The organism is Sphingobium sp. SG1, from assembly GCF_057063145.1.
Window position 1 is genome coordinate 473,051 of sequence record NZ_JBVVOJ010000003.1, and the last position, 20,107, is coordinate 493,157.

Here is a 20,107-nt window from a genome sequence, read left to right on the forward strand (position 1 = left end):
ACGGCTTACAGGAAATTTGGGGTCAATGGTTCGAATCCTGCTGGCGGAAGATGATGACAGCATGCGCACCTATCTGGCGCGGGCGCTGGAAAAGTCGGGTTATGAGGTGGTGGCGGTCGCCACCGGCACCCAGGCCGTGCCGCATATCGAATCGGATCGGTTCGACCTGTTGCTGACCGACATCGTCATGCCCGAAATGGACGGCATCGAACTGGCCCAGCACACCGCCAATGTCGCGCCCCAGACCCGCATCATGTTCATCACCGGCTTTGCCGCCGTGACGCTGAAAGCCGGCAAGGCGGTGCCGCAGGCGAAGGTGCTGTCAAAGCCCTTCCACCTGCGCGACTTGGTGCTGGAAGTCGAACGGATGTTCGGCAGCGAGACGCTGACCGGCCTTAGCTGAGCGCTTCGGCCACCACCTCGTCCGCGCCCTGCCCCAGCGGCGGCAGCGGCTTGCCCGCCATGGCCGCCGCGAAGCGCTCGCGATCCAGGCCCTTTTCCCAGACCGACACCACCACCGTCGCCACCGCATTGCCGACGAAGTTGGTAAGACTGCGGCATTCGCTCATGAAGCGATCGACGCCCAGGATCAGGGTCATGCCCGCGACCGGCACCGACGGCACGATCGACAGGGTGGCGGCCAGGGTGATGAAGCCCGCGCCGGTCACGCCCGCTGCGCCCTTGGACGACAGCATCGCCACCAGCAGCAGCAATATCTGCTCCTCCAGGCTCAGATGCACGTTGGTCGCCTGCGCGATGAACAGCGCCGCCAGCGTCATGTAGATATTGGTGCCGTCGAGGTTGAAGCTGTAGCCGGTCGGCACGACCAGCCCGACCACCGACTTGCGGCACCCCGCCTGCTCCATCTTCTCGATCAGGCTGGGCAAAGCCGCTTCCGACGAGGATGTGCCCAGCACCAGCAGCAGCTCGGCGCGCAGGTAGCGGATCAGGTGCAGGATGTTGAAGCCGGCGAACCAGGCGACCGTCCCCAGCACGACGAGCACGAACAGCAGCGAGGTGAGGTAGAAGGTCGCGACCAGCCCGGCGAGGTTGGCGAGCGTCCCGACGCCATATTTGGCCACGGTGAAGGCCATCGCGCCGAACGCGCCAAAGGGCGCCGCCTTCATCAGGAAGGACACCAGCTTGAAGATGGCGAGACTGGCCGATTCCAGCACCGTCATCAGCGGCTCGGCCTTTTCCCCGATCATGCTGAGTGCGATGCCGAACAGGATCGCAACGAACAGCACCTGCAGGATATTATGCCCGTCGGCCACCGCCGACACCAGGGTCGCGGGAATGACGTTCAGCAGGAAGGCGACCAGCGTGCGGTCATGCGCCTGCTGCGCATAATCGGCGATCTTGCTGGCATCCAGGGTCGCCGGATCGATGTTGAGCCCGGCGCCAGGCTGCACGACATTGGCGATGATCAGGCCGACGATCAGCGCCAGGGTGGAGAAGGTCAGGAAATAGGCAAAGGCCTTGGCCGCGACCCGGCCGATCGCGCCCAGTTCCTTCATGCCGGCGATACCAGTGACGATCGTCAGGAAGATGACCGGCGCGATGATCATCCGCACCAGCGCGATGAAGGCATCGCCCAGCGGCTTCATCGCCTCGCCCGTCGCCGGGAAATAATGGCCGAGCAGCACGCCCAGCGCAATCGCCACCAGCACCTGGAAATAGAGATGGCGATAGAAGGGGAGCGGCCGAACCGGTTCCGTCGGCGTCGATGGCGTAGGCAACATGATGTTTTTGCGTCCCCCCTTATTTGCACCGCAGCATATGGCCTCCCCACCCCCTGTCCAGCGGGTTGGAAAAGTTTCTACAAAAAAGTGTCATTTAGCGCTTGCGCGAGTCACCGACCCCCGTTATTGGCCCCCTCCACGGCGGGCGTGTAGCTCAGTGGTAGAGCACTGTGTTGACATCGCAGGGGTCGCAAGTTCAATCCTTGCCACGCCCACCATTGAAAACCCCGGTAGGTCAACGACTTACCGGGGTTTTTATTGCTCTGCACCACAGAGCTCGTCCGGTTCAATTGAACCAGCCCCTTACTACCCATCACCGCACATCAAGCTCACCAATCGAGCGCATCAGCGGCGTCTCGCATGAAGCCAGGACTGTATCTTGCATAGGTGCGCTCGGTCACGCGCGTCGAGGTATGCCCAAGGAACTGAGCGATCTTCTGCATGGCCACATCAGGCAGATCCATTCGAGTGAGTGTCGCCAACAGGCAACACCCTTCAAAAACGCAAATATGCTATTGCGAATCTATTGCATTAACAATCAGGCCAGCTTAGCAGGCGCCCCCTAAGCCAGAAAAAGGGGTCGCACATTGAGACAGATCGTAACGCGGGCGCTGCTCGCGAGTGCTGCGCTATTGCCTGTTCAGATCGCTACCGCACAGGATAGCGGCACCGATGCCCGCCTGCTGCCTGAAGTCGTTGCCGATGGCGAGCGCACCGACGACAGCTATGTCATGGGCACCGGTGCCGACGCCGGCACCACGCGCATCACTGAAAAGGAAATTCGCGCTCGCACGCCCGGATCAGGCGACGTCAATCAACTGCTCAAGGCCCTGCCCACGATCCAGTTCCGCAGCGATGAATTTCTTGCGACGCGGGAGGACATTCAGGACATCCGCCCGTCGGACATCGCCATTTCAGGCGGCCGTTTCTACGAAAACCTTATCAGCATCGACGGTATCGACGCCAATGCCCGTGTCGATATAACGCAGGACAATCCCCAGCATTTTGCAGAGCCGACTGGGGCCGGCGCGCAATCCCTTTGGGTCGATGCCAATCTGGTTGGCGAGATCGTGGTGCGCGATTCCAACATTTCTGCCGAATATGGACGCTTCACCGGTGGCGTGCTGGACATCAAGACGCGCGATCCCAAGCGCCGCTTCGGCTTCACCAGCACCCTGTCCTACACGTCCGACGCACTGACCCATTTCAAGATGTCGGATGCGTCGCGTGAGGCAATTGGCGACGATGCCATGCCGGGAAAGCCCTCCTTCGAAAAATGGCGCTACGGGGTCACGGTCGATGCCCCGCTCAACGATGATATCGGGCTGCTGCTGGGCTATAACCGCTCGCGTGCCGATGTGGTCTATACGCGCGGGGCCAATTATGGGAACAGCCGCTTCGGCCAGTCCAGTGTCAGCGACAATTATCTGGCCAAGCTGGTCTACGACATCCGCACCGACCTGAAACTGAGCGGCCAGTTCGTCTACACGCCTTATGAGAGCGAGTCCGCATCTGCCAACGGCGTGGACAACATCGTCACGTCCCACGGCGGCGGCATTACCAGCAAGCTGGAACTGAGCAAATCGGGCGATACCAATTGGTCGGTCTCAGCCAGCCTCTCGCACAGCGACACCAGCCGCGAGGCCTCCTCAGGCAATTATTCCATCCCGTCCTGGACGACAAACGGCAATGTGTGTTCGGCTACCAATTGCACAATCGGTGGCTTTGGCGATGTCGATCAGTGGCAGAATAACTATGCCCTGACCGGCCGCTGGTCGACCATCTTTGGACCTGGTCGCCTGAGCCTCGGCGTGGACTATCAGAGGATCGAGGCCATGCGCAGCCGGCCCGATGATAATTATGCCTATTCGCGCGGGACCGACGAGGAGGACGCCGCCAATATCGTCTGCGCCGACGGCAACAGCCTGAACTGTGTCACCGGCGAATATGCGCTGGAACAATATTCTATCTATGAAGCCTATCGGGCGCGAGTAAATCTCGACAGCTATGCCGCCTGGGCAGAATATCAGTTGAAGCTCGGCAACGTCTCACTGCGCGGCGGCCTGCGCTATGATTATGAGAGCTTCCTGGGCAATCATAATTTCTCGCCGCGCCTGTCGGCCAGCTATGATCTGCCCTGGGATGGCTGGAACATCACGCTGGGCGCCAATCGCTATTATGGCCGTTCCATGCTCGCTTATGCCCTTCGCGAGCAATATCCTGACAATTTCGTCTATCGTCGCGCCGCCGCCACATCAGGCTCCAGCCTGGTCTATGCGGACAGTGACTGGTATCTCTACAGCACCAGCAAATCCGCCAGCTATTCCGACGGCAACAAGAAGACACCCTATTCGGACGAACTGTCGGCGGCGCTGACTGCAGGCGTGCTGGGCGGTAGCCTGCGGGTCAAGGGCATCTATCGCGAAGGCAAGGATGAGTTCGTCCGCTCGGTTGGTGAAACGCTCACCACGACGCTCGCCAACGGCCGCACAACGACCTACACCAACTATGTCGTCACCAACGACGGGTTCAGCAAATATCGTGGCCTTTCCCTCGAATGGACACGCAGCTTCGGCAAACACTCGATCGCGCTCAGCACAAACTTTTCCAAAACCAAAAGCAGCAATGACGATTATATCGTCGACATCGAGGATCTGATCGAAAACCCTCTGGTCGTGCTCGATGGAGAGGTGCGCAGCTATGCCGATGTGATGGCGATGAACCAGCGCCCCGACATGGCCGCGCCCCTGATCGTCAACGCCACCTGGACCGCCAACTGGCTGGACGATCGCATAACCACCAACATGAACCTGCGCTATCGCAGCGGTTTCGACCGGATCGAGGATACCGGCCGGAGCGCCACAGTGGACGGCACATCCTACGACCTTTACGATTATGTCCATTATCCCGATGCCTTCGACATGAACATGAACGCGCAGGTGGAGGTGATCCGCTCCCGCTATGGCACGCTGACCGCCGACGTGCGTGTAGCGAACCTGCTCGACAACACGCCCTCGCCCAACAGCAGTTCAACCTCTCAACCCTATCAATATGGCCGTTCCTTCTGGTTCGGGCTGAATTATCGCTTCTGACGGGATGACGATCCGCTTCCTGCGCCCCGTTCGCCTCGTGATGATGCTGGCCTGCGCCGCCATCGTCGCGGGGCCGATGGTGCGGGCAACCGCCGAGCCGGCGAGCCTGCGCCTTCTCTATGCGGGCACGCCGGAAAGCTGGCCGCGCCCATTGCTCAAGGATGGCGCGGCCTTCAGCGAATTTGCCCCCCTGCCCGCAAGGCCGGCGATGAGCGATCGCGACAAGGCACTTGCCGAGATCGGCCTGCGCCTGTTCGATGATCCGGCACTGTCCCGATCGGGCCAGATCGCCTGCGCATCCTGCCACAACAGCGAACTGGGTCTGGCCGATGGCATTCGCACATCCTTTGGCCACGACCGCCAGCGCGGCCGACGCAACGCCCAGTCGCTGTTCACCGCCGCGTGGATGACGCCGCTCTTCTGGGATGGCCGCGCCGCCGACCTGGAGACGCAGGCGCTGCATCCGCTGGTCGACGGCAAGGAAATGGCGAGCAGCATCAGCATCGTCGAGCGCCGGGTCAATCATGACCAGACCTATCGGACCGCCTTCGCCAAACTCAATGGACGGCGGCGGATAAGCATCGCCGACGTGAGCGCCGCGCTTGCCGCGCATGAGCGGACCCTACGACCACCGCGATCGAAATGGTCCCGCTTCATCGCCGGCGATCATCGGGCACTGGATGACCAGGAACTGGAAGGGCTGCACCTGTTCCGCACCAAGGCAGGTTGCGTCAATTGCCATAATGGACCGCTGCTGTCCGATCGGCAGTTCCATAATCTGGGCCTAAGCTTCTATGGCCGCCGGCTGGAGGATCTAGGCCGCTATGAGGTGACCGGCGCCGCCGCTGATGTCGGCCGTTTCCGCACGCCTTCGCTGCTCGGCGTCAAGCAAACCGCTCCCTATATGCATGTCGGCCTGTTCCAGACGCTCGATAATGTCGTTGCCTTTTACAATGGCGGCGGCGGCAAAGACCGCACGAAGAGGCCCGGCAATGTGCCCAACCCTCAGCCCGACCCACTAGTAGCACCGCTCGGGCTCAGCAAAACGGAGCGCGATGCCCTGATCGCCTTCCTCCAGACATTATAGCCATTCAGAGCGGAGAGCGCCGCGCGATGTCGTCCAGCGCGAAGCCGATCAACGCGGCCGCGCAGGGCGTAACGAACAGGACGAGGAAGCCCCAGGCCACGGGATCGGCAAAACCTACCATCAGGGCTGGCAGACCGAGCAGCGCAATCAGAATGTTGGGCGTCACCAGCGCCATCCTGGCCCAGGCGCGGTGCGGCACCAGGAACAGCATGTTGCAGAGATAGAGGATGGCCGTGCCCGCAGATAACCAGGCGATCGTCTCGTCCGTTCCCGCGCCCACACGGTCCTCCAGGAAATACCAGGACAGGTAGCTCAGGAATTGGAAACCATGCAGGGCCAGGAACATGAAGTTCACACTGCGCGCCACGAAATGGGGAATGGAGAGCACTGCCATCAGTTAATAATATGCTATTGAGAATCTTGAGCAACAAGATTAGGGCGCGGGCATGGATTTTTCGCGCACGACCTCCGGCCTGCTGACGCTGGGTGTTCACGGGCTGGTGATCGGCCTCGTCCTGATGCAGCGATCCTTCGGCGCTGCTCCCACGACCGACACTGCAGCCCTCTCCGTCTTCGCCCTGCCCGCCCAACCGCAGTCCACTCCCAAGGTCGAACCGCAGCCGGAAAGAGCACAACGCGCTGCACCGGCACCGCCCCCAAGCCTAGCGCTACCCACAATGATGCCCGCTCAGCCGCTTCTGCGTCAGCCTGCCCCCCTGGTGCAATTGGCAGCGCCGGTCCGTATTGCGGCGCCTCCGCAGATGATTGCTTCGCGCTCGGCTCAAAGCAGCACATCAATGGGCAGCGCCCCCGCAGCGGATATAGGCGATACCGCCCCGAACGCGGCCCTATCGCCCGATGCCGGCAAGGATGATGCCTATGCCCGCAAAGTCCTGGCCTGGATCGGCCGACACAAGGATTATCCCCGCAGCCTCGCGCGCGAAGGGACCGAAGGCACTGTCCTCGTCCGCCTGTATCTCGCGTCGGACGGCGATCTGGAGGATGTCGCCCTGGCGCGTAGCAGCGGTTTTGCGGAGTTGGATCGGCTGGCGCTCGACCAGTTGCGCACAGCCACGCCCTATCCCCGGCCACCGCGGAATTTGCCGACAATGGCACGCCGCTTCCTGGTGCCGATGCGCTATCGCCTGGCAGGATAGCATGTCGCCAAGCCGATCGCCCGCCCGCGCATGAATCATGCAGATGCGAGATGAAGAGTCATTTTATAACAATCGGTTAGATGGCTCACAAACCTACAGTGGTCGTCTGGTTCAATATGAACCCAAGTGACCGCGCAGATCGAGAATCATGGGGCAAAACACCCTGATTTTCCTGCATTTCGATACAGAAAGCCGCAGTTTTACGTGGATAGCTGGTGTTGACATCGCAGGGGTCGCTTGCGCGCCCTCCCCTAATCCTCATGCCCTTCCTGCGACGTCCAGACCTCATGCGCGTCGATCTGGATGCGCAGGATGGCGCGCAGCAGGGTGGCGCGGGCGTCAATTTCCTGGCGCCGGGTCTCGTTCGCCTGGCGGCGGGCGAGCAGCGTATCGGCGAGGTCGATCTGGCCTAGTTCATAGCCTCTCTTCGTCCGGGTCGCGGCGGCGGCGGCGCTGGCGGCAGCGCTTTCCATACTGCGCCAGACCGCTTCGCGGGCGCGGACATTGCTGAGGTCGGCGGCGGCGGTCGCCTCTATCTCGCGCCGCACGCGGGCGAGTTCCAGTTCGGCAGCACTGGCGTCTGCGGTTGCCTGGTCATGCGCGGCGCGGCGATAGCCACCGCCCAGCGGAATGGAGCCGACCAGACCGATGCCCTTTTCCAGCCCGCCCCGTTCGCTGAAGACGCGCACGCCGAATGACGGGTCGGCGATGCGATCGGCCGAGGCGCGGCGGGCGACCATGGCCAGCCGCTGCGCCTCCCGCTCCGACGCGCGGATTTCATGGCTGCGCTCGATCACCAGATTGCGCAGATCCTCCAGCGCCGTGGCGGGCATGACCGGATCGGCAAGCAAGGGCGCCTCTTCGGGCAGAGCAAGGCCGGGGAAGCCGGCAGCGAGCTTCACCCGCGCCTCATCCCGCGCCGCGCGGGAGGTCGCGGCCTGCGCTTGCGCCTGAGCCAGCGCGGCTTCAGCCTGGTCGACGTCCAGTAGCGACGCGTCACGCAACTGGGCACGGCGGCGCACGGCCGCCATATCCTGCGTCAGGCTGGCAGCGGAATCGAGGTCGGTGCGATGCTGGGCACTGGCGACCAGCCAGTCATGCCAGAGATCGGAAAAGGCGAGCGCGGTCTGATGCCGCACATCCTCCATCAGATTATGGGCGACTTCGACGCCCAGTTCGCCAGCCTTGCGATCCAATGTCGCCTTGCCGGGCAGGCGGAACGGGCGGGTGAGGTTGACATCATATTCGCCATAATCGCCCTCCCCCTCGGCCGAGCGGCGGGAAACCGTGCCCTGAAAGGTAAATTCTTGGGCGCCCCGGCGGAGCATGGCCGCGCCAGCCTCGGCCGAGCGCACGCGCGCCTGTGCTGCGGTCACGGCGGGATGGCTATCAAGCGCTTCGACCACCAGGGGTTCGGGCGGCAGGTCGGTGCGCTGGGCGAAAGCCGGCGTGGTAATGAGGGCCGTGGCCGACAGGAGAAGCACGCGGATCATGCGATGCGCCCCCGTGCCGCGACCAGGCAGGCGTGCCAGCGGACCGGATGGCCCCGCCGCGCATCGGTGACGGCGGCGACCAGCGGGGCGACATCGTCCGCCGGCACGATCAGGTCGATCGCCGCCCGGCGCAGCGTGCCGCGCACCTGCTCGCCCGCGCCGGCATCGCCGAAATCGCGGCCCAGCACCTGCTCGTCGCGCAGATGGAGCGGTGCCGGGGTGCGGCCGCGCAGGGCATCGGCCACGCCGTCGCGGTCGATCGCGGCGCAATAGAAGGTCAGCAACATGTCGGTCATGATCGGGCTTCCGTGGCGCCTTCACCGAAGCGCTCGAACAAAATGGGCAGGAGGATGAGGGTGAGCAGGGTCGAACTGATCAGCCCGCCGATCACCACGATGGCGAGCGGCTTCTGGATTTCCGACCCCGGCCCGGCCGCGAACATCAGCGGGACCAGGCCGAAGGCGGTGATGCTGGCGGTCATCAGCACCGGGCGCAGCCGCCGTTCCGCGCCCAGTCGCACGGCCTGGGCCATGCTCTGCCCCTCCTCGCGCAGCTGGCGGAAATAGGCGACGAGGACGAGGCCGTTCAGCACCGCGATGCCGAGCAGCGCGATGAAACCGACCGAGGCAGGCACGGAGAGATATTGGCCCGATACCCAGAGCGAGATGATGCCGCCGACCATGGCGAAGGGAATGTTGGCGAGGATCAGCAGCGACGCGCGCATCGAGCGCAGGGTCATGAGCAGCACCAGCAGGATCAGCAGCAGCGCGGCCGGGATGACCAGCATCAGCCGGGCGGAAGCGCGCTGCTGATTTTCGAACTGGCCGCCCCAGACCATGCGATAGCCGGCCGGCATCTTGATTTCGCGATCGACGGTGGCGCGCGCCTCATCGACATAGCCGACCAGATCGCGGCCCGAGACGAAGGCCTGGACCAGCGCGTAGCGCGAGCCATTTTCATGGTCGAGCTTGACCGGCCCCTCGGTGCGCTCGACCCGCGCCATGTCGCTGACCCGCGCGACGGTGCCGTCGGGCGTGCGCAGCGGCAGGTCGGCGAAACGGGTCGCGTCGCTGCGGATCGTCTCGTCGCCCTTGACCAGGATCGGCACGCGCTTCTGCCCGTCGGCGACGACGCCGGCATGCACGCCCTCGATCTGGGCACGCAGCGTGTCCTGCATCTGGTCGATCGGCATGCCGAAACGGCCGGCGGCGGCGCGATCGATATCGAGCTGGAGATAGTCGACATGGTCGTTGGCGAGCGTCATCACCTCCGAAGCGCCGCGCGTCTTCGACAATATCTTCTGCACCTGTCCGGCAAGGTCCGACAGGGTGGCGAGGTCCGGGCCGAAAATCTTGACGGCAAGGTCGCCGCGCGATCCGGTCAGCATTTCCGAGACGCGCATCTCGATCGGCTGCGTGAAGGTCGGCTCGATACCGGGCAGCCGATCGAGCGACTTGCGGATTTCATCGACGACGAAATCCTTGTCGCCGCGCCATTGGTTCTGGGGTTTCAGCACCACGAAACTGTCGGTCTCGTTCGGGCTCATCGGGTCGAGGCCGATCTCGTCGGTGCCGACGCGGGCGATGATCTGCGCGATTTCGGGCACATCCTTCATCAGCGACCGCTGCACCGCCGTGTCGCCCAGCACCGACTGGTCGAGATTGATGGTCGGCAGCTTGGCGGTCTGGACGATCACCGATCCTTCATCCATCGAGGGCATGAAGGTCTTGCCGACCGCGCCATAGGCCAGGCCCGCCAGCACCAGCCCGAGCGCGGCCAGGCCATAGACCAGTCGTTTGCGACCAAAGGCACCGTCGAGCAGCGCCCGATAGCGCGGCGTCAGCTTGCGCATGATCCAGGGTTCGCCATGATGACCGGCCTTGAGGCCGAGCGAGGCGAGCACCGGGACCAGGGTGAGCGCGATCAGCAGCGATCCCGCCAGCGCGAAGATGATGGTGAGCGCGACCGGGGCGAACAGCTTGCCCTCCAGCCCTTCGAGCGAGAGCAGGGGCAGGAAGACGAGCGCGATGATGACGATGCCGGCCGACACGGGCACCACGACTTCGCCGGTGGCGCGGTAGACATGGTGCAGCCGCGGCGGGCCGTCATCCTTCGCATGATTGAGCCGCTCGACGATATTCTCGACCACCACGACCGCGCCGTCGACCAGCATGCCGATGGCAATGGCCAGGCCGCCCAGGCTCATGAGGTTGGCCGACAGGCCCATGCCGCGCATCATCAGGAAGGTTACTAGCGCCGACATCGGCAAAGTGGCGGCCACGATCGCCGCCGCGCGCCAGTCGCCCAGGAACAGGATCAGCAGGATGATGACCAGGATGGTCGCCTCGATCAGCGCCTTTTCGACCGTGCCGACGGCGCGGCCGATCAGGTCGGATCGATCATAGAAGACGGCGATCTTCGTCCCCTGTGGCAGGGTCTTTTCCAGTTCGGCGACGCGCGCCTTGACGCCATCGACCACGGCGCGGGCATCGGCACCGCGCAGCGCGATCACCAGGCCCTGCACCGCCTCGCCCTTGCCGTTGGCGGTAACGGCGCCATAGCGGGTCAGGCTGCCGGTGCCGACGGTCGCGACATCGCCCATGCGGACGATGCGGCCATTGCGGGTGGCGATCACCATCGACTGGAGGTCCGCTTCCGACCGGATCGCGCCGACCGCCCGGACGATCAGCGATTCCTCGCCCTGCGACAGGCGACCGGCACCGTCATTGCGGTTGCCGCGCTCGATCGCTTCCTGAAGGTCGGCGATGCCGAGGCCCGCGCTGGCGAGCGCGATCGGATCAGGGCGCACTTCGAAGGTGCGAACGAAACCGCCCAGCGCATTGACGTCGGCGACGCCGGGCACGGTGCGCAGTGCCGGCCGGATCGTCCAGTCGAGCAGGGTGCGCTTTTCCTCCAGGCTCAAAGGCCCTTCGATCGTGAACATGAAGATGTCGGACAATGGCGTCGAGATCGGCGCCATGCCGCCCGATACCGCCGGCGGCAGATCGCCCATCACGCCCGACAGGCGTTCGGCGACCTGTTGGCGCGCCCAGTAGATGTCGGTGCCGTCGACGAAATCGATGGTGATGTCGGCGATCGCATATTTGGCCGAGGAGCGCAGGATCGCCTGCCCCGGAATGCCCAGCATCTCCATCTCGATCGGGGTGATGACGCGGCTTTCCACCTCCTCCGGCGTCATGCCGGGGGCTTTGAGAATCACCTTCACCTGGGTCTGGGCGATGTTGGGATAGGCATCAACCGGCAGATTGACGAAGGCCCAGGCCCCCAGCACGGCGGTCAGCAGGGCGAGCGCGATGACGATCAGGCGATAGGAGAGCGCCCAGGCGGCCAGCGATTTGAGCATCCGGCCTTACTCGCCTATCGCCAGCGGCTTGAGCGCGCTGGTGCCGGCCACGACCACCTGCTCGCCCGGCTTCACGCCGGAGAGGATCAGGACATGATGGCCATCCTTGCCGCCGGTCTTGACCGGGCGCACGACGACGCCGGCGCGGGTGCGCACGAACAGCGTGTCGCCGCCCGGCAGCGTCGTGACGGCGGCGGCGGGCACCATGGCGGCACCGGTCGGTGCCGGGCCGAAGATCGACAGGCTGGTGGCGCGGCCGGCCATGGCGCCGGGGCCGGCCGGCAGCCTGGCCTTCAATGTTACCGACCGGGTGGCGGGATCGATGGTCGATCCGACCGCCGTCACCGTGCCGCGCAGATCATCGCCCAGCGCCACGGTCATGCCGGGCTTCACCTGGCCCGCCAGCCGCTCGGGCAATTGCGCCTGCGCCTCATATTGGCCGGCCGCATCGATCACATAGGGGGCGGTGGTGCCGTCGACGACGCTGCCGGCGTGGATGGCGGCACTGGTCACGCGACCCGCGATCGGCGCTGTCAGCGTGTAGGTGCCGCTGGCGCCCGATCCGTTCACCATCGTCAGGATGCGGCTCTTTTCCGACACATCGGCGCGGGCCTCACCCAGCACGGCGCGGGCCTCGTCCGCGCGGGCGCCGGCGATGATGCCTTCGCGCTCCAGTTGCGACAGGCGGCTGGCGCTCGACTGCGCCACGCCCAGCCGTGCGCTCGCCCGATTGAGGTCCGCGCCCATGGACAGGACATCACGGCTGGAAACGATCGCCAGCGGCTGGCCGTGCCGCACTTCCTCGCCCTCGACCACTAGGATGCGGGTGACGACGCCGGGGAAGGTGGCGGCGACCGCGACACGGGCGTTGGGCGGCGGCGCGATCAGCGCGGGGACGACCGCGATCGGCGCCTCGGTGGCAGCGACGGCCGCGCCGAATTTCAGCCCCAGTCGGGCGCTATTGTCCGCCGTCAGCGGGATCGATCCGTCCGTCGGTTGCGCCGCAGCGCTGTCATTGGCGGGCGTGGCCTGCTCCCCCGAACAGGCAGCAAGCGACAGGAGGGCGAGAGCACCGGGCAGGCGCACGAATCGGAATAGCGGGACCATGGCCCTGCCCTATGGGATCAAACTGACGAGACCCTGACGAGGGGTTTTCGGACGATCAACGTGGCGGCGCGAAATCCAGCACCAGTTCCTGTGCATCGGCCACGCTGGAGAGGGTGCCGCCATGCGCGGCCATGATGCGGGCGACGATCGCCAGCCCCAGTCCGGCGCCTTCGCTGCTGGCATGATCCGCGCGGCGATGGCGCTGGACCAGTTCGGCCAGCCGCTCGGGTGTCAACCCAGCGCCACCATCCTTTACCCGCAGCCGGGGACCAGGACCGGCGATCACGGTGACGGCGCCACCGGGCGGCGTCACCCGCAGCGCATTTTCGACGAGGTTGCGCAGCGCCGCCGCGACCGTCTCGCGCTGCCCCATGATCGGCGCGACATCGCCGACGCGGGTCAGCGACAGGCTCTTGTCGGCAGCGATCGCGCCGGGCGCCATCAGGCTGACGATGTCGGCACTCACATCCTCCAGCCGGACGCTGTCGCGGATCGACTGGGCCACGCTCTGCGCCTCGACCCGCGCGAGCAGCATCAGCTGGTCGATCAGCCGGCGCATCGCGATCACCTCGGCGCGCAGACGCGGTGCATCGGGATGGTCGAGCCCGTCCAGTTCGAGCGCCAGCACGGCGAGCGGCGTGCGCAGTTCATGCGCGACATCGGCGGCGAACGCCTCATGATCGCGCGCCGCCTGGTCAAGTTGGCCAAGCAGGCGATTGACCGCCTGGGCGAAGGGCACTGCCTCGGTCGGGAAGGCGGCATGATCGATCAACACGCCGCGCTGATGACGTTCGGCCACCTGCAACTGGGCGACCGCCTCCCCCAGCGGCGCCAGCGCCTTTCGGATCACCATCAGGCTGGCCATGCCCATCGGGATGATCAGCACCAGGATCGGCAGGATCACATGCTCGAACAATTCGCGGAAGGCATGGCGGGCGGCCGCCGGGTCGCCCAGCGCGGTGAAGCTTTGCCGATGTTCGTTGATGATGAAGACGAGCAGCAGCGTGGTGCCGATGAAGCCGACGATCGACAGGCCGATGAAGAGCCGACGGGCGATCGAGCGACGCTGGCTCATGCCGCCGGCTCCCGCAGCATATAGCCAACGCCGCGCACGGTATGGAGCATGCCGCGCGCGCCAGCCTCCTCCAGCTTGCGGCGCAGGCGCGACACCGTCGCCTCGACCGCATTGGGGGTAACCGGCTCGGCAAAGGAATAGAGCGCGCTTTCGATGCTCTCGCGCCGGACCACGGCGCCGGCCTGGCGCAGCAGCAGTTCCAGCAGATCGGTCTCGCGGCGGGACAGGTCGATCGCCTGCCCCCCGCACAGCGTCATACGCCGCGCCGAATCGACCAGCAGCGGACCGAAGCGCAATTCGGTCTGCGCACGCGGCCCCGGACGGCGCATCAGCGCACGGATGCGGGCAGCAATCTCGTCCACATCGGCGGGTTTCACCACATAATCATCGGCGCCTGCGTCGAGGCCCGTGACGCGGTCCTCCAGCGCGTCGCGCGCCGTCAGGACCAGGGCAGGCTGCATATGTCCCTGCCGCCTGATTTCGCGGAGCCAGGCGATGCCGTCGCCATCGGGCAGGCCGCGATCGACAATCAGCACATCATGGACCTGCGCGGCGATCGCCTCGCTCGCCATGATCAGGCTGGCGGCATGGTCGCAACTGAAACCGCGCCGGCCAAGCCCCGCCACGAGGAGGTCGGCGAGACGACCATTATCTTCCACCAGCAAGAGACGCATGCGCAGCTACATCCATGGCCGGGCGGCCGCGATCAACTCCTTTGTGATTTCGCGCCAAGAACCCCGGCGACCAGGCAAGCGAACAGCCCCCTTATCTTTTCGATGTTTCCGGCTATGACGCGCAGCAGCGAGACGGAGACCAGCAGATGACGGCGACATGTGTGGTGATGGGCGGACGGCGGGTGCTGTTCGTGATGGCGATCGACGCCGAATATGGCCCGCAGCTGCAAGCCCGGATCACCCCGCTGATGACCGGCGTCGGCCCGGTCGAGGCGGCGCTGGCCATGGCCGTGACGCTCGACCGGATGGCGCAGGCGGGCACCCTGCCCGATCTGGTCGTGTCACTAGGCTCCGCCGGGTCGCGGGTGGGCATGCTGGGCGAGGTCTATCAGGTCGCCAGCGTCTCCTGGCGCGACATGGATGCGTCGCGCCTGGGCTTCACCAAGGGGGTGACGCCGCTGATCGATCATCCGGTCGACATTCCGCTGGTCGCGCCGCTCGAAATCCGCGCCCTGCGCCTGTCGACCGGTGCCAATGTCGTGGGTGGCGAGGAATATGCCGCGATCGACGCCGACATGGTCGACATGGAGACTTTTGCGATCGCCCGCGCCTGCCAGCGTTTCGACGTGCCGCTGATGGGGTTGCGCGGCATTTCCGATGGGCCGGGCGAGCTTGAAGACATGCTCGGCTGGACGCAGTTGCTCTCGCTGATCGACGAGAAGCTGGCAGTCGCTGTCGATGCCCTGGGCGAGGCGCTTTAACAGCCGCCCGGCTGGCGCGCGGCGCCGCGCGGCCAGGACAGTTCATAGGTAACGAGGAAGCCGTCATGGTCGGACAGTTCCGGCCCGCTCGGTCCGCCATCGAACATCGCCTCCACCCGGATCGGGCGAACCGAGACCCGGTCGCCCGGCCAGAAGAATTGCAGATCCTGCGTGTCCATCCAGGGTTCGTCGCCATCCCAGGACATGCGTACATCGCAGCCTGACGCCGCATCGGCGCAGACGCGATGGACCAGGTTGAGCGCCTGATAGCGGGAGAAATTCTCCCAGCGCGGTTCGGAATGGCGCATGTTGAAATCGCCGCCGAAGATCAGCGGATAGGCGTCGTCATGGCTGGCATCGATGAAGGCCGAGGCTTCGAGCGCCTGCCGTTCATGCGCGGCGAGATTGCGCGGTCCGGGCGCGCGGGACGCCCCGCGCGAGTTCATGTGCGTGTCATAGATGTCGATCGGCGTCGGCACGCCGGGCATGGCGATGCGGGCCAGCACGATCCCCTTGTTCGACAGGCAATCGAGGCCCGCACAGGATTTGCGGCCATAGGCGCGCCTCTGCGTCAGGAGAATCGGATAGCGCGAGGCGACCGCCAGGCCGCTGCCGGAAAAATGAATGCCGATCTCGCCCCGGTCGATATGCGACTTGCCCGGCAGCTTGTCCTTGGTCGACCCGCGCGCGCGGGTCGTGCGATGCGGGCCGGCGGCGATCGCCGGATAGCCGGTATCGGCCACCGCCTGCTTCGCCGATCCGCTGAACATTTCCTGGAACAGCACCACGTCGGGCGCCTTCCCCGCCGCGCGCATGGCGGCCAGTCGCTCCGCTATCTGGTCAAGTGACGGCCCCCGTCCGCTGCGTGCCGGCCAGCCCAGCCCCTCGATATTATAGGTCAGCACCGACAGGGTGGTGGTGATCCGTTGCGCATCCGGGGCGGCGAGCGCGGGCGCGACTGCCGCGCCACAGGACAATTCGCGATAGGGCGCGGGCGTCGCGCAGGCCGACAGCAGCAGCGGCGCCACACAGGCGCCGAACCGGTGGAGGAAGCGGGAAGTAGCGGCCATATGCTCCTCGTCATCGGATCGACGCATCATGACGCGAAAGGGCGCCGGCGACAACCGGCGCCTGGACGGGATCAGTCGCCCTCGAACAACAGGATCGCGCGCGAGGGGACACCGTCCTGCTCCAGCGCGGCAAGCCCGCCCAGATCCGGCAGGTCGATCGCGAACAGCGCCATCAGCACCTGCGCGCCCTGCTCGCGCAGCAACCGCGCCGCCGCCTGCGCCGTCCCGCCGGTGGCGATCAGGTCGTCGACCAGCAGCACGCGCGCGCCCTGCGGCACCTGTCCTTCATGCAGCTCCAGCCGGTCGGTGCCATATTCCAGCACATAGTCGATGCCGACGGTCTTGCCCGGCAGCTTGCCCTTCTTGCGGACGGGCACGAAACCCTTGCCCAGCTTCAGCGCCAGGGCCGCGCCCAGGATGAAGCCGCGCGCCTCCACGCCGACGATCAGGTCGGGGTCGAGCGGCCCCGCCACCTTCGCCATCTGGTCGATCAGTTCGGCCAGACCCGGCCCGTCGGCCAGCAGGGTCGTGATGTCGCGGAACTGGATGCCCGGCTTGGGGAAGTCGGGGATGGTGCGGACCAGCGCGGTCAGACTGTCGATGCTCATGGTTGAAGCCCCATAAGGAAAGGGCGCGCTCCCGACAAGGAAGCGCGCCCCGTTCTTTCATGCCATCAGGCGAAGGTGCGGTCAGGCCGCCTTCTTCTTGTCCGCCCAGATATTCTGATAGGCCATATAGGCAAGGCCCGTGGCGATCAGCAGGAAGAGGATCGTCGCCACGCCCGCGCGGCGGCGATTTTCCAGCTTCGGCTCGGCCGTCCAGGTGAGGAAGGCGGCCACGTCCTGCGACATCTGGTCGATGGTCGGCTTGGTGCCGTCGCCATAGGTCACCTGGCCATCGGCCGACAGCGGCGGCGCCATGGCAAGGTTCAGGTTGGCGAAATAGGGGTTGAAGTGCAGCCCCTCGGGCGTCTTGGCATCCGGGAAATGCTTGAGCAGTTCGGCCGGCTGTTCCTGGAAGCCCGTCAGCAGCGAATAGACATAGGCCGAGCCATGATGGCGCGCCTTGGTCATCAGCGACAGATCCGGCGGGATCGCATTATTGTTCGCCGCCGCCGCCGCGACATTGTTCGCGAAGGGGGACGGGAAATAATCGGCCGGAATGCCGTCGCGGGTCGAGGCCTCACCCGTCGCAGGATCGACGCTGGGGGTCTTGATCGCCCAGTTCTTGGCGATCGCCTTGATCTCCGCCTCGTTATAGCCAATGCCGGCGAGGTCACGGAAGGCGACGAACTTCAGGCTGTGGCAGGCCGAGCAGACCTCCTTGAACACCTGGAAGCCGCGCTGGAGCTGCTGATTGTCATAGCGGCCCAGCGGCCCGTCGAACGAGAAGGAGACATGCTTGGGGGCCAGGTGGAATTCATGTTCCACCGTCTTGGCCGGAGGCTCCACCACGTAGGAATAGGCACCCACGAGGAAGGAGATGAGCAGCCAGCCGGCGAAGAAGAGGCCGACAAGGAATGCGCCGATGCGTACCATGCTTGTCTTCCCCCTTATTCGGCCGGGACTGCGGCGGGTTCGCCGTCAGCCTTGGCATATTTGGCCAGCACCGCCTCGGTGATCGAATTGGGCAGCGGCAGCGGCTTTTCGAAGCGCGCGATCATCGGCAGGATGATCAGGAAATGCGCGAAATAATAGGCCGCGGCGACCTGGCTGATCATCACATAGGGCTCTTCCGCCGGCGCACCGCCGCAATAGCCCAGGATCAGCACGTCGAGCACCAGGATCCAGAAGAACGTCTTGAAGGTCGGGCGATAGCTGCCCGAGCGCACCGGCGAGGTGTCGAGCCAGGGCAGGAAGAAGAGCAGCAGGATCGATGCAAACATCGCCAGCACGCCCAGCAGCTTGGCCGGCACGAAGAAGAAATCGACGGTGAAGGCGCGCAGGATCGCGTAGAAGGGCCAGAAATACCATTCGGGCACGATATGCGCCGGGGTCGAAAGCGGGTTCGCCTCGATATAATTATCCGGGTGACCCAGATAATTGGGCGCAAAGAACAGCAGGATCGCGAACAGGATCAGGAAGACGCCTGCCCCGAAACCGTCCTTCGCGGTGTAATAGGGATGGAAGGGCACGGTATCCTGCGGCCCCTTCACCTCGACACCGGTCGGGTTGGAGGAGCCGGGAATATGCAGCGCCCAGATATGCAGGATCACCACCGCCGCGATCACGAAGGGCAGCAGGAAGTGGAGCGAGAAGAAGCGGTTCAGCGAGGCATTGCCGGGCGCAAAACCGCCCAGCAGCCAGGTCTGGATCGGCTCACCCACCACCGGGATCGCGCCGAACAGGCCGGTAATGACCTTGGCGCCCCAATAGCTCATCTGCCCCCAGGGCAGGACATAGCCCATGAAGGCGGTCGCCATCATCAAGAGGAAGATGACGAGGCCGAGCAGCCAGACCATCTCGCGCGGCGCCTTGTAGCTACCGAAATAAAGGCCGCGGAAGATGTGCAAATAGACGACGATGAAGAAGAAGCTAGCGCCGTTGGCATGCGCATAGCGCATCAGCCAGCCCGCATTCACGTCGCGCATCGTCTGTTCGACAGTGCCGAAGGCGACCAGCGTGTTGGCGCCATAATGCATCGCCATGACCACGCCGGTGACGATCTGGATCAGCAGCGCCAGGCCAGCGAGGACACCGAAATTCCAGAAATAATTGAGGTTGCGCGGCACCGGATAGCCGGCACCGACGGCATTGTAGACGAGACGCGGCAGCGGCAGCTTCTCGTCGACCCACTGCATCAGCGGATGCTTGGGGGTATAATGTTCAGCCCATGGAAAGCTCATGACGGTCCCCCTCAACCCACAAGAATGGCAGTGTCGGAAGTGAAGCTATACTTCGGCACTTCCAGATTCTTGGGGGCAGGCCCCTTACGGATGCGGGCGGCCGTGTCATAGGACGAACCGTGACAGGGGCAGAAATAACCGCCGAATTCGCCGCGATTTTCGCCCTCGCCCGCGCCCAGCGGCACGCAGCCCAGATGGGTGCAGACGCCCATGGTGATCAGCCACTGCTTCTTGCCGTCGACCGTCCGCTCCGCCAGCGTCTGCGGATCGCGCAGCGTGGACGGGTCGACCTTGTCGGCCTCGGCAATTTCCTTTTCGGTGAGCTGGCGAACGAACAGCGGCTGCGACCGGAAGGTGGTCTTGATCGCCTGGCCCGGCTGGATCGCGGAAAGATCGACCTCGGTCGATGCGAGCGCCAATACGTCGGCGCTGGGGTTCATCTGATCGATGAGCGGGAGAATGACGCCGACGGCGCCCACCCCTGCGAAGCTCACCGCAGCGATATTGATGAAATCGCGGCGACGCACTCCGTCTTCGCCGGATAGACCCTGCCCGTCAACTTGTTCTGAGTTCGCCATGCACCTCTACCCTTGCAAGACTTCCCTATTCACGCCGGAATGCCTTGAGTGATCCTGATTAT

General features: G+C 64.8%; 19 protein-coding genes and 1 tRNA gene. 6 read left to right on the top strand and 14 right to left on the bottom strand.

Annotation, left to right across the window (positions count from 1 at the left end; all coding sequences use genetic code 11):
• Positions 1–25 precede the first annotated feature (25 nt).
• Complete coding sequence (cpdR, locus tag AC0KVN_RS10195; RefSeq protein WP_435566830.1) at positions 26–403, top strand: cell cycle two-component system response regulator CpdR; 378 nt, start codon at positions 26–28, stop codon at positions 401–403.
• Here the strand turns inward: cpdR and AC0KVN_RS10200 are convergent.
• The gene (locus AC0KVN_RS10200; RefSeq protein ID WP_313394198.1) at positions 396–1,742 is read right to left on the bottom strand and encodes a dicarboxylate/amino acid:cation symporter; all 1,347 of its coding nucleotides are present in this window, start codon (positions 1,740–1,742) and stop codon (positions 396–398) included. The two genes, cpdR and AC0KVN_RS10200, sit on opposite strands and share 8 nt — an antisense overlap.
• Positions 1,743–1,885: 143 nt before the next feature.
• Here AC0KVN_RS10200 and AC0KVN_RS10205 point away from each other — a divergent pair.
• Positions 1,886–1,960: transfer RNA gene (locus AC0KVN_RS10205), tRNA-Val, on the top strand.
• Between the two features lie 111 nt (positions 1,961–2,071).
• On the opposite strand, the gene AC0KVN_RS10210 is transcribed toward AC0KVN_RS10205, so the two are convergent.
• Positions 2,072–2,224, bottom strand: a complete 153-nt coding sequence (locus AC0KVN_RS10210) for a hypothetical protein (protein ID WP_435566885.1) — start codon at positions 2,222–2,224, stop codon at positions 2,072–2,074.
• 105 nt (positions 2,225–2,329) lie between these two features.
• Between AC0KVN_RS10210 and AC0KVN_RS10215 the strand changes: the two genes are divergently transcribed.
• Positions 2,330–4,834, top strand: a complete 2,505-nt coding sequence (locus tag AC0KVN_RS10215; RefSeq protein ID WP_435566886.1) for a TonB-dependent receptor plug domain-containing protein — start codon at positions 2,330–2,332, stop codon at positions 4,832–4,834.
• A 4-nt stretch (positions 4,835–4,838) separates the two neighbouring features.
• On the top strand, positions 4,839–5,921 hold the full coding sequence (locus AC0KVN_RS10220; RefSeq protein ID WP_435566887.1) for a cytochrome-c peroxidase: 1,083 nt from the start codon (positions 4,839–4,841) through the stop codon (positions 5,919–5,921).
• Between the two features lie 4 nt (positions 5,922–5,925).
• Here AC0KVN_RS10220 and AC0KVN_RS10225 read toward each other — a convergent pair whose 3' ends face one another.
• Complete coding sequence (locus AC0KVN_RS10225; protein WP_037507713.1) at positions 5,926–6,315, bottom strand: hypothetical protein; 390 nt, start codon at positions 6,313–6,315, stop codon at positions 5,926–5,928.
• 52 nt (positions 6,316–6,367) lie between these two features.
• Here AC0KVN_RS10225 and AC0KVN_RS10230 point away from each other — a divergent pair, with 52 nt between their 5' ends.
• Complete coding sequence (locus AC0KVN_RS10230; protein ID WP_483656098.1) at positions 6,368–7,078, top strand: energy transducer TonB; 711 nt, start codon at positions 6,368–6,370, stop codon at positions 7,076–7,078.
• Positions 7,079–7,329: 251 nt separating this feature from the next.
• Here the strand turns inward: AC0KVN_RS10230 and AC0KVN_RS10235 are convergent, their stop codons facing one another.
• The 6 genes from AC0KVN_RS10235 to AC0KVN_RS10260 are packed head-to-tail and all read right to left on the bottom strand — an operon-like array spanning position 7,330 to position 14,791.
• The gene (locus AC0KVN_RS10235) at positions 7,330–8,571 is read right to left on the bottom strand and encodes a TolC family protein (protein WP_435566889.1); all 1,242 of its coding nucleotides are present in this window, start codon (positions 8,569–8,571) and stop codon (positions 7,330–7,332) included.
• Positions 8,568–8,867: a DUF3240 family protein gene (locus AC0KVN_RS10240; RefSeq protein ID WP_048938488.1), complete on the bottom strand. Its 300-nt coding sequence runs from the start codon at positions 8,865–8,867 to the stop codon at positions 8,568–8,570. The genes AC0KVN_RS10235 and AC0KVN_RS10240 overlap by 4 nt, the downstream gene beginning before the upstream one ends.
• On the bottom strand, positions 8,864–11,935 hold the full coding sequence (locus tag AC0KVN_RS10245) for an efflux RND transporter permease subunit (RefSeq protein ID WP_435566890.1): 3,072 nt from the start codon (positions 11,933–11,935) through the stop codon (positions 8,864–8,866). Before AC0KVN_RS10245 ends, AC0KVN_RS10240 begins: the two co-directional genes overlap by 4 nt.
• A 6-nt stretch (positions 11,936–11,941) precedes the next feature.
• A complete protein-coding gene (locus tag AC0KVN_RS10250; RefSeq protein WP_435566891.1) occupies positions 11,942–13,042 on the bottom strand; it encodes an efflux RND transporter periplasmic adaptor subunit in 1,101 nt (366 codons plus the stop codon).
• Between the two features lie 55 nt (positions 13,043–13,097).
• Positions 13,098–14,117: a sensor histidine kinase gene (locus tag AC0KVN_RS10255; RefSeq protein ID WP_435566892.1), complete on the bottom strand. Its 1,020-nt coding sequence runs from the start codon at positions 14,115–14,117 to the stop codon at positions 13,098–13,100.
• Positions 14,114–14,791, bottom strand: coding sequence for a winged helix-turn-helix domain-containing protein (locus tag AC0KVN_RS10260; protein WP_435566893.1), 678 nt, complete (start codon positions 14,789–14,791; stop codon positions 14,114–14,116). The genes AC0KVN_RS10255 and AC0KVN_RS10260 overlap by 4 nt, the downstream gene beginning before the upstream one ends.
• A gap of 146 nt (positions 14,792–14,937) precedes the next feature.
• Between AC0KVN_RS10260 and AC0KVN_RS10265 the strand changes: the two genes are divergently transcribed.
• Complete coding sequence (locus AC0KVN_RS10265; protein WP_435566894.1) at positions 14,938–15,552, top strand: 5'-methylthioadenosine/S-adenosylhomocysteine nucleosidase; 615 nt, start codon at positions 14,938–14,940, stop codon at positions 15,550–15,552.
• Here the strand turns inward: AC0KVN_RS10265 and AC0KVN_RS10270 are convergent.
• The 5 genes from AC0KVN_RS10270 to petA form a co-directional block, all read right to left on the bottom strand.
• Positions 15,549–16,622 carry an endonuclease/exonuclease/phosphatase family protein gene (locus tag AC0KVN_RS10270; protein WP_435566895.1) on the bottom strand — a complete coding sequence of 358 codons (1,074 nt, stop codon included), beginning with the start codon at positions 16,620–16,622 and terminating at the stop codon, positions 15,549–15,551. The two genes, AC0KVN_RS10265 and AC0KVN_RS10270, sit on opposite strands and share 4 nt — an antisense overlap.
• A gap of 71 nt (positions 16,623–16,693) precedes the next feature.
• Positions 16,694–17,230: an adenine phosphoribosyltransferase gene (locus AC0KVN_RS10275; protein ID WP_004208158.1), complete on the bottom strand. Its 537-nt coding sequence runs from the start codon at positions 17,228–17,230 to the stop codon at positions 16,694–16,696.
• A gap of 81 nt (positions 17,231–17,311) precedes the next feature.
• The gene (locus tag AC0KVN_RS10280; RefSeq protein WP_037507701.1) at positions 17,312–18,160 is read right to left on the bottom strand and encodes a cytochrome c1; all 849 of its coding nucleotides are present in this window, start codon (positions 18,158–18,160) and stop codon (positions 17,312–17,314) included.
• A gap of 14 nt (positions 18,161–18,174) precedes the next feature.
• On the bottom strand, positions 18,175–19,467 hold the full coding sequence (locus AC0KVN_RS10285; protein ID WP_069335742.1) for a cytochrome b: 1,293 nt from the start codon (positions 19,465–19,467) through the stop codon (positions 18,175–18,177).
• An 11-nt stretch (positions 19,468–19,478) separates the two neighbouring features.
• Entirely contained in the window at positions 19,479–20,045 is a 567-nt protein-coding gene (gene petA / locus AC0KVN_RS10290; protein ID WP_026109474.1) for a ubiquinol-cytochrome c reductase iron-sulfur subunit, read from the bottom strand.
• Between the last annotated feature and the right edge of the window lie 62 nt (positions 20,046–20,107).

Bases quoted from the DNA above. Each gene is read 5' to 3' on its own strand.
- AC0KVN_RS10240 (WP_048938488.1), bottom strand. From the start codon at position 8,867: ATGACCGACATGTTGCTGACCTTCTATTGCGCCGCGATCGACCGCGAC.
- cpdR (WP_435566830.1), top strand. From the start codon at position 26: ATGGTTCGAATCCTGCTGGCGGAAGATGATGACAGCATGCGCACCTAT.
- AC0KVN_RS10265 (WP_435566894.1), top strand. From the start codon at position 14,938: ATGACGGCGACATGTGTGGTGATGGGCGGACGGCGGGTGCTGTTCGTG.
- petA (WP_026109474.1), bottom strand. From the start codon at position 20,045: ATGGCGAACTCAGAACAAGTTGACGGGCAGGGTCTATCCGGCGAAGAC.
- AC0KVN_RS10250 (WP_435566891.1), bottom strand. From the start codon at position 13,042: ATGGTCCCGCTATTCCGATTCGTGCGCCTGCCCGGTGCTCTCGCCCTC.
- AC0KVN_RS10280 (WP_037507701.1), bottom strand. From the start codon at position 18,160: ATGGTACGCATCGGCGCATTCCTTGTCGGCCTCTTCTTCGCCGGCTGG.
- AC0KVN_RS10235 (WP_435566889.1), bottom strand. From the start codon at position 8,571: ATGATCCGCGTGCTTCTCCTGTCGGCCACGGCCCTCATTACCACGCCG.
- AC0KVN_RS10225 (WP_037507713.1), bottom strand. From the start codon at position 6,315: ATGGCAGTGCTCTCCATTCCCCATTTCGTGGCGCGCAGTGTGAACTTC.
- AC0KVN_RS10230 (WP_483656098.1), top strand. From the start codon at position 6,368: ATGGATTTTTCGCGCACGACCTCCGGCCTGCTGACGCTGGGTGTTCAC.
- AC0KVN_RS10285 (WP_069335742.1), bottom strand. From the start codon at position 19,467: ATGAGCTTTCCATGGGCTGAACATTATACCCCCAAGCATCCGCTGATG.
- AC0KVN_RS10270 (WP_435566895.1), bottom strand. From the start codon at position 16,622: ATGGCCGCTACTTCCCGCTTCCTCCACCGGTTCGGCGCCTGTGTGGCG.
- AC0KVN_RS10220 (WP_435566887.1), top strand. From the start codon at position 4,839: ATGACGATCCGCTTCCTGCGCCCCGTTCGCCTCGTGATGATGCTGGCC.
- AC0KVN_RS10245 (WP_435566890.1), bottom strand. From the start codon at position 11,935: ATGCTCAAATCGCTGGCCGCCTGGGCGCTCTCCTATCGCCTGATCGTC.
- AC0KVN_RS10260 (WP_435566893.1), bottom strand. From the start codon at position 14,791: ATGCGTCTCTTGCTGGTGGAAGATAATGGTCGTCTCGCCGACCTCCTC.
- AC0KVN_RS10255 (WP_435566892.1), bottom strand. From the start codon at position 14,117: ATGAGCCAGCGTCGCTCGATCGCCCGTCGGCTCTTCATCGGCCTGTCG.
- AC0KVN_RS10200 (WP_313394198.1), bottom strand. From the start codon at position 1,742: ATGTTGCCTACGCCATCGACGCCGACGGAACCGGTTCGGCCGCTCCCC.
- AC0KVN_RS10275 (WP_004208158.1), bottom strand. From the start codon at position 17,230: ATGAGCATCGACAGTCTGACCGCGCTGGTCCGCACCATCCCCGACTTC.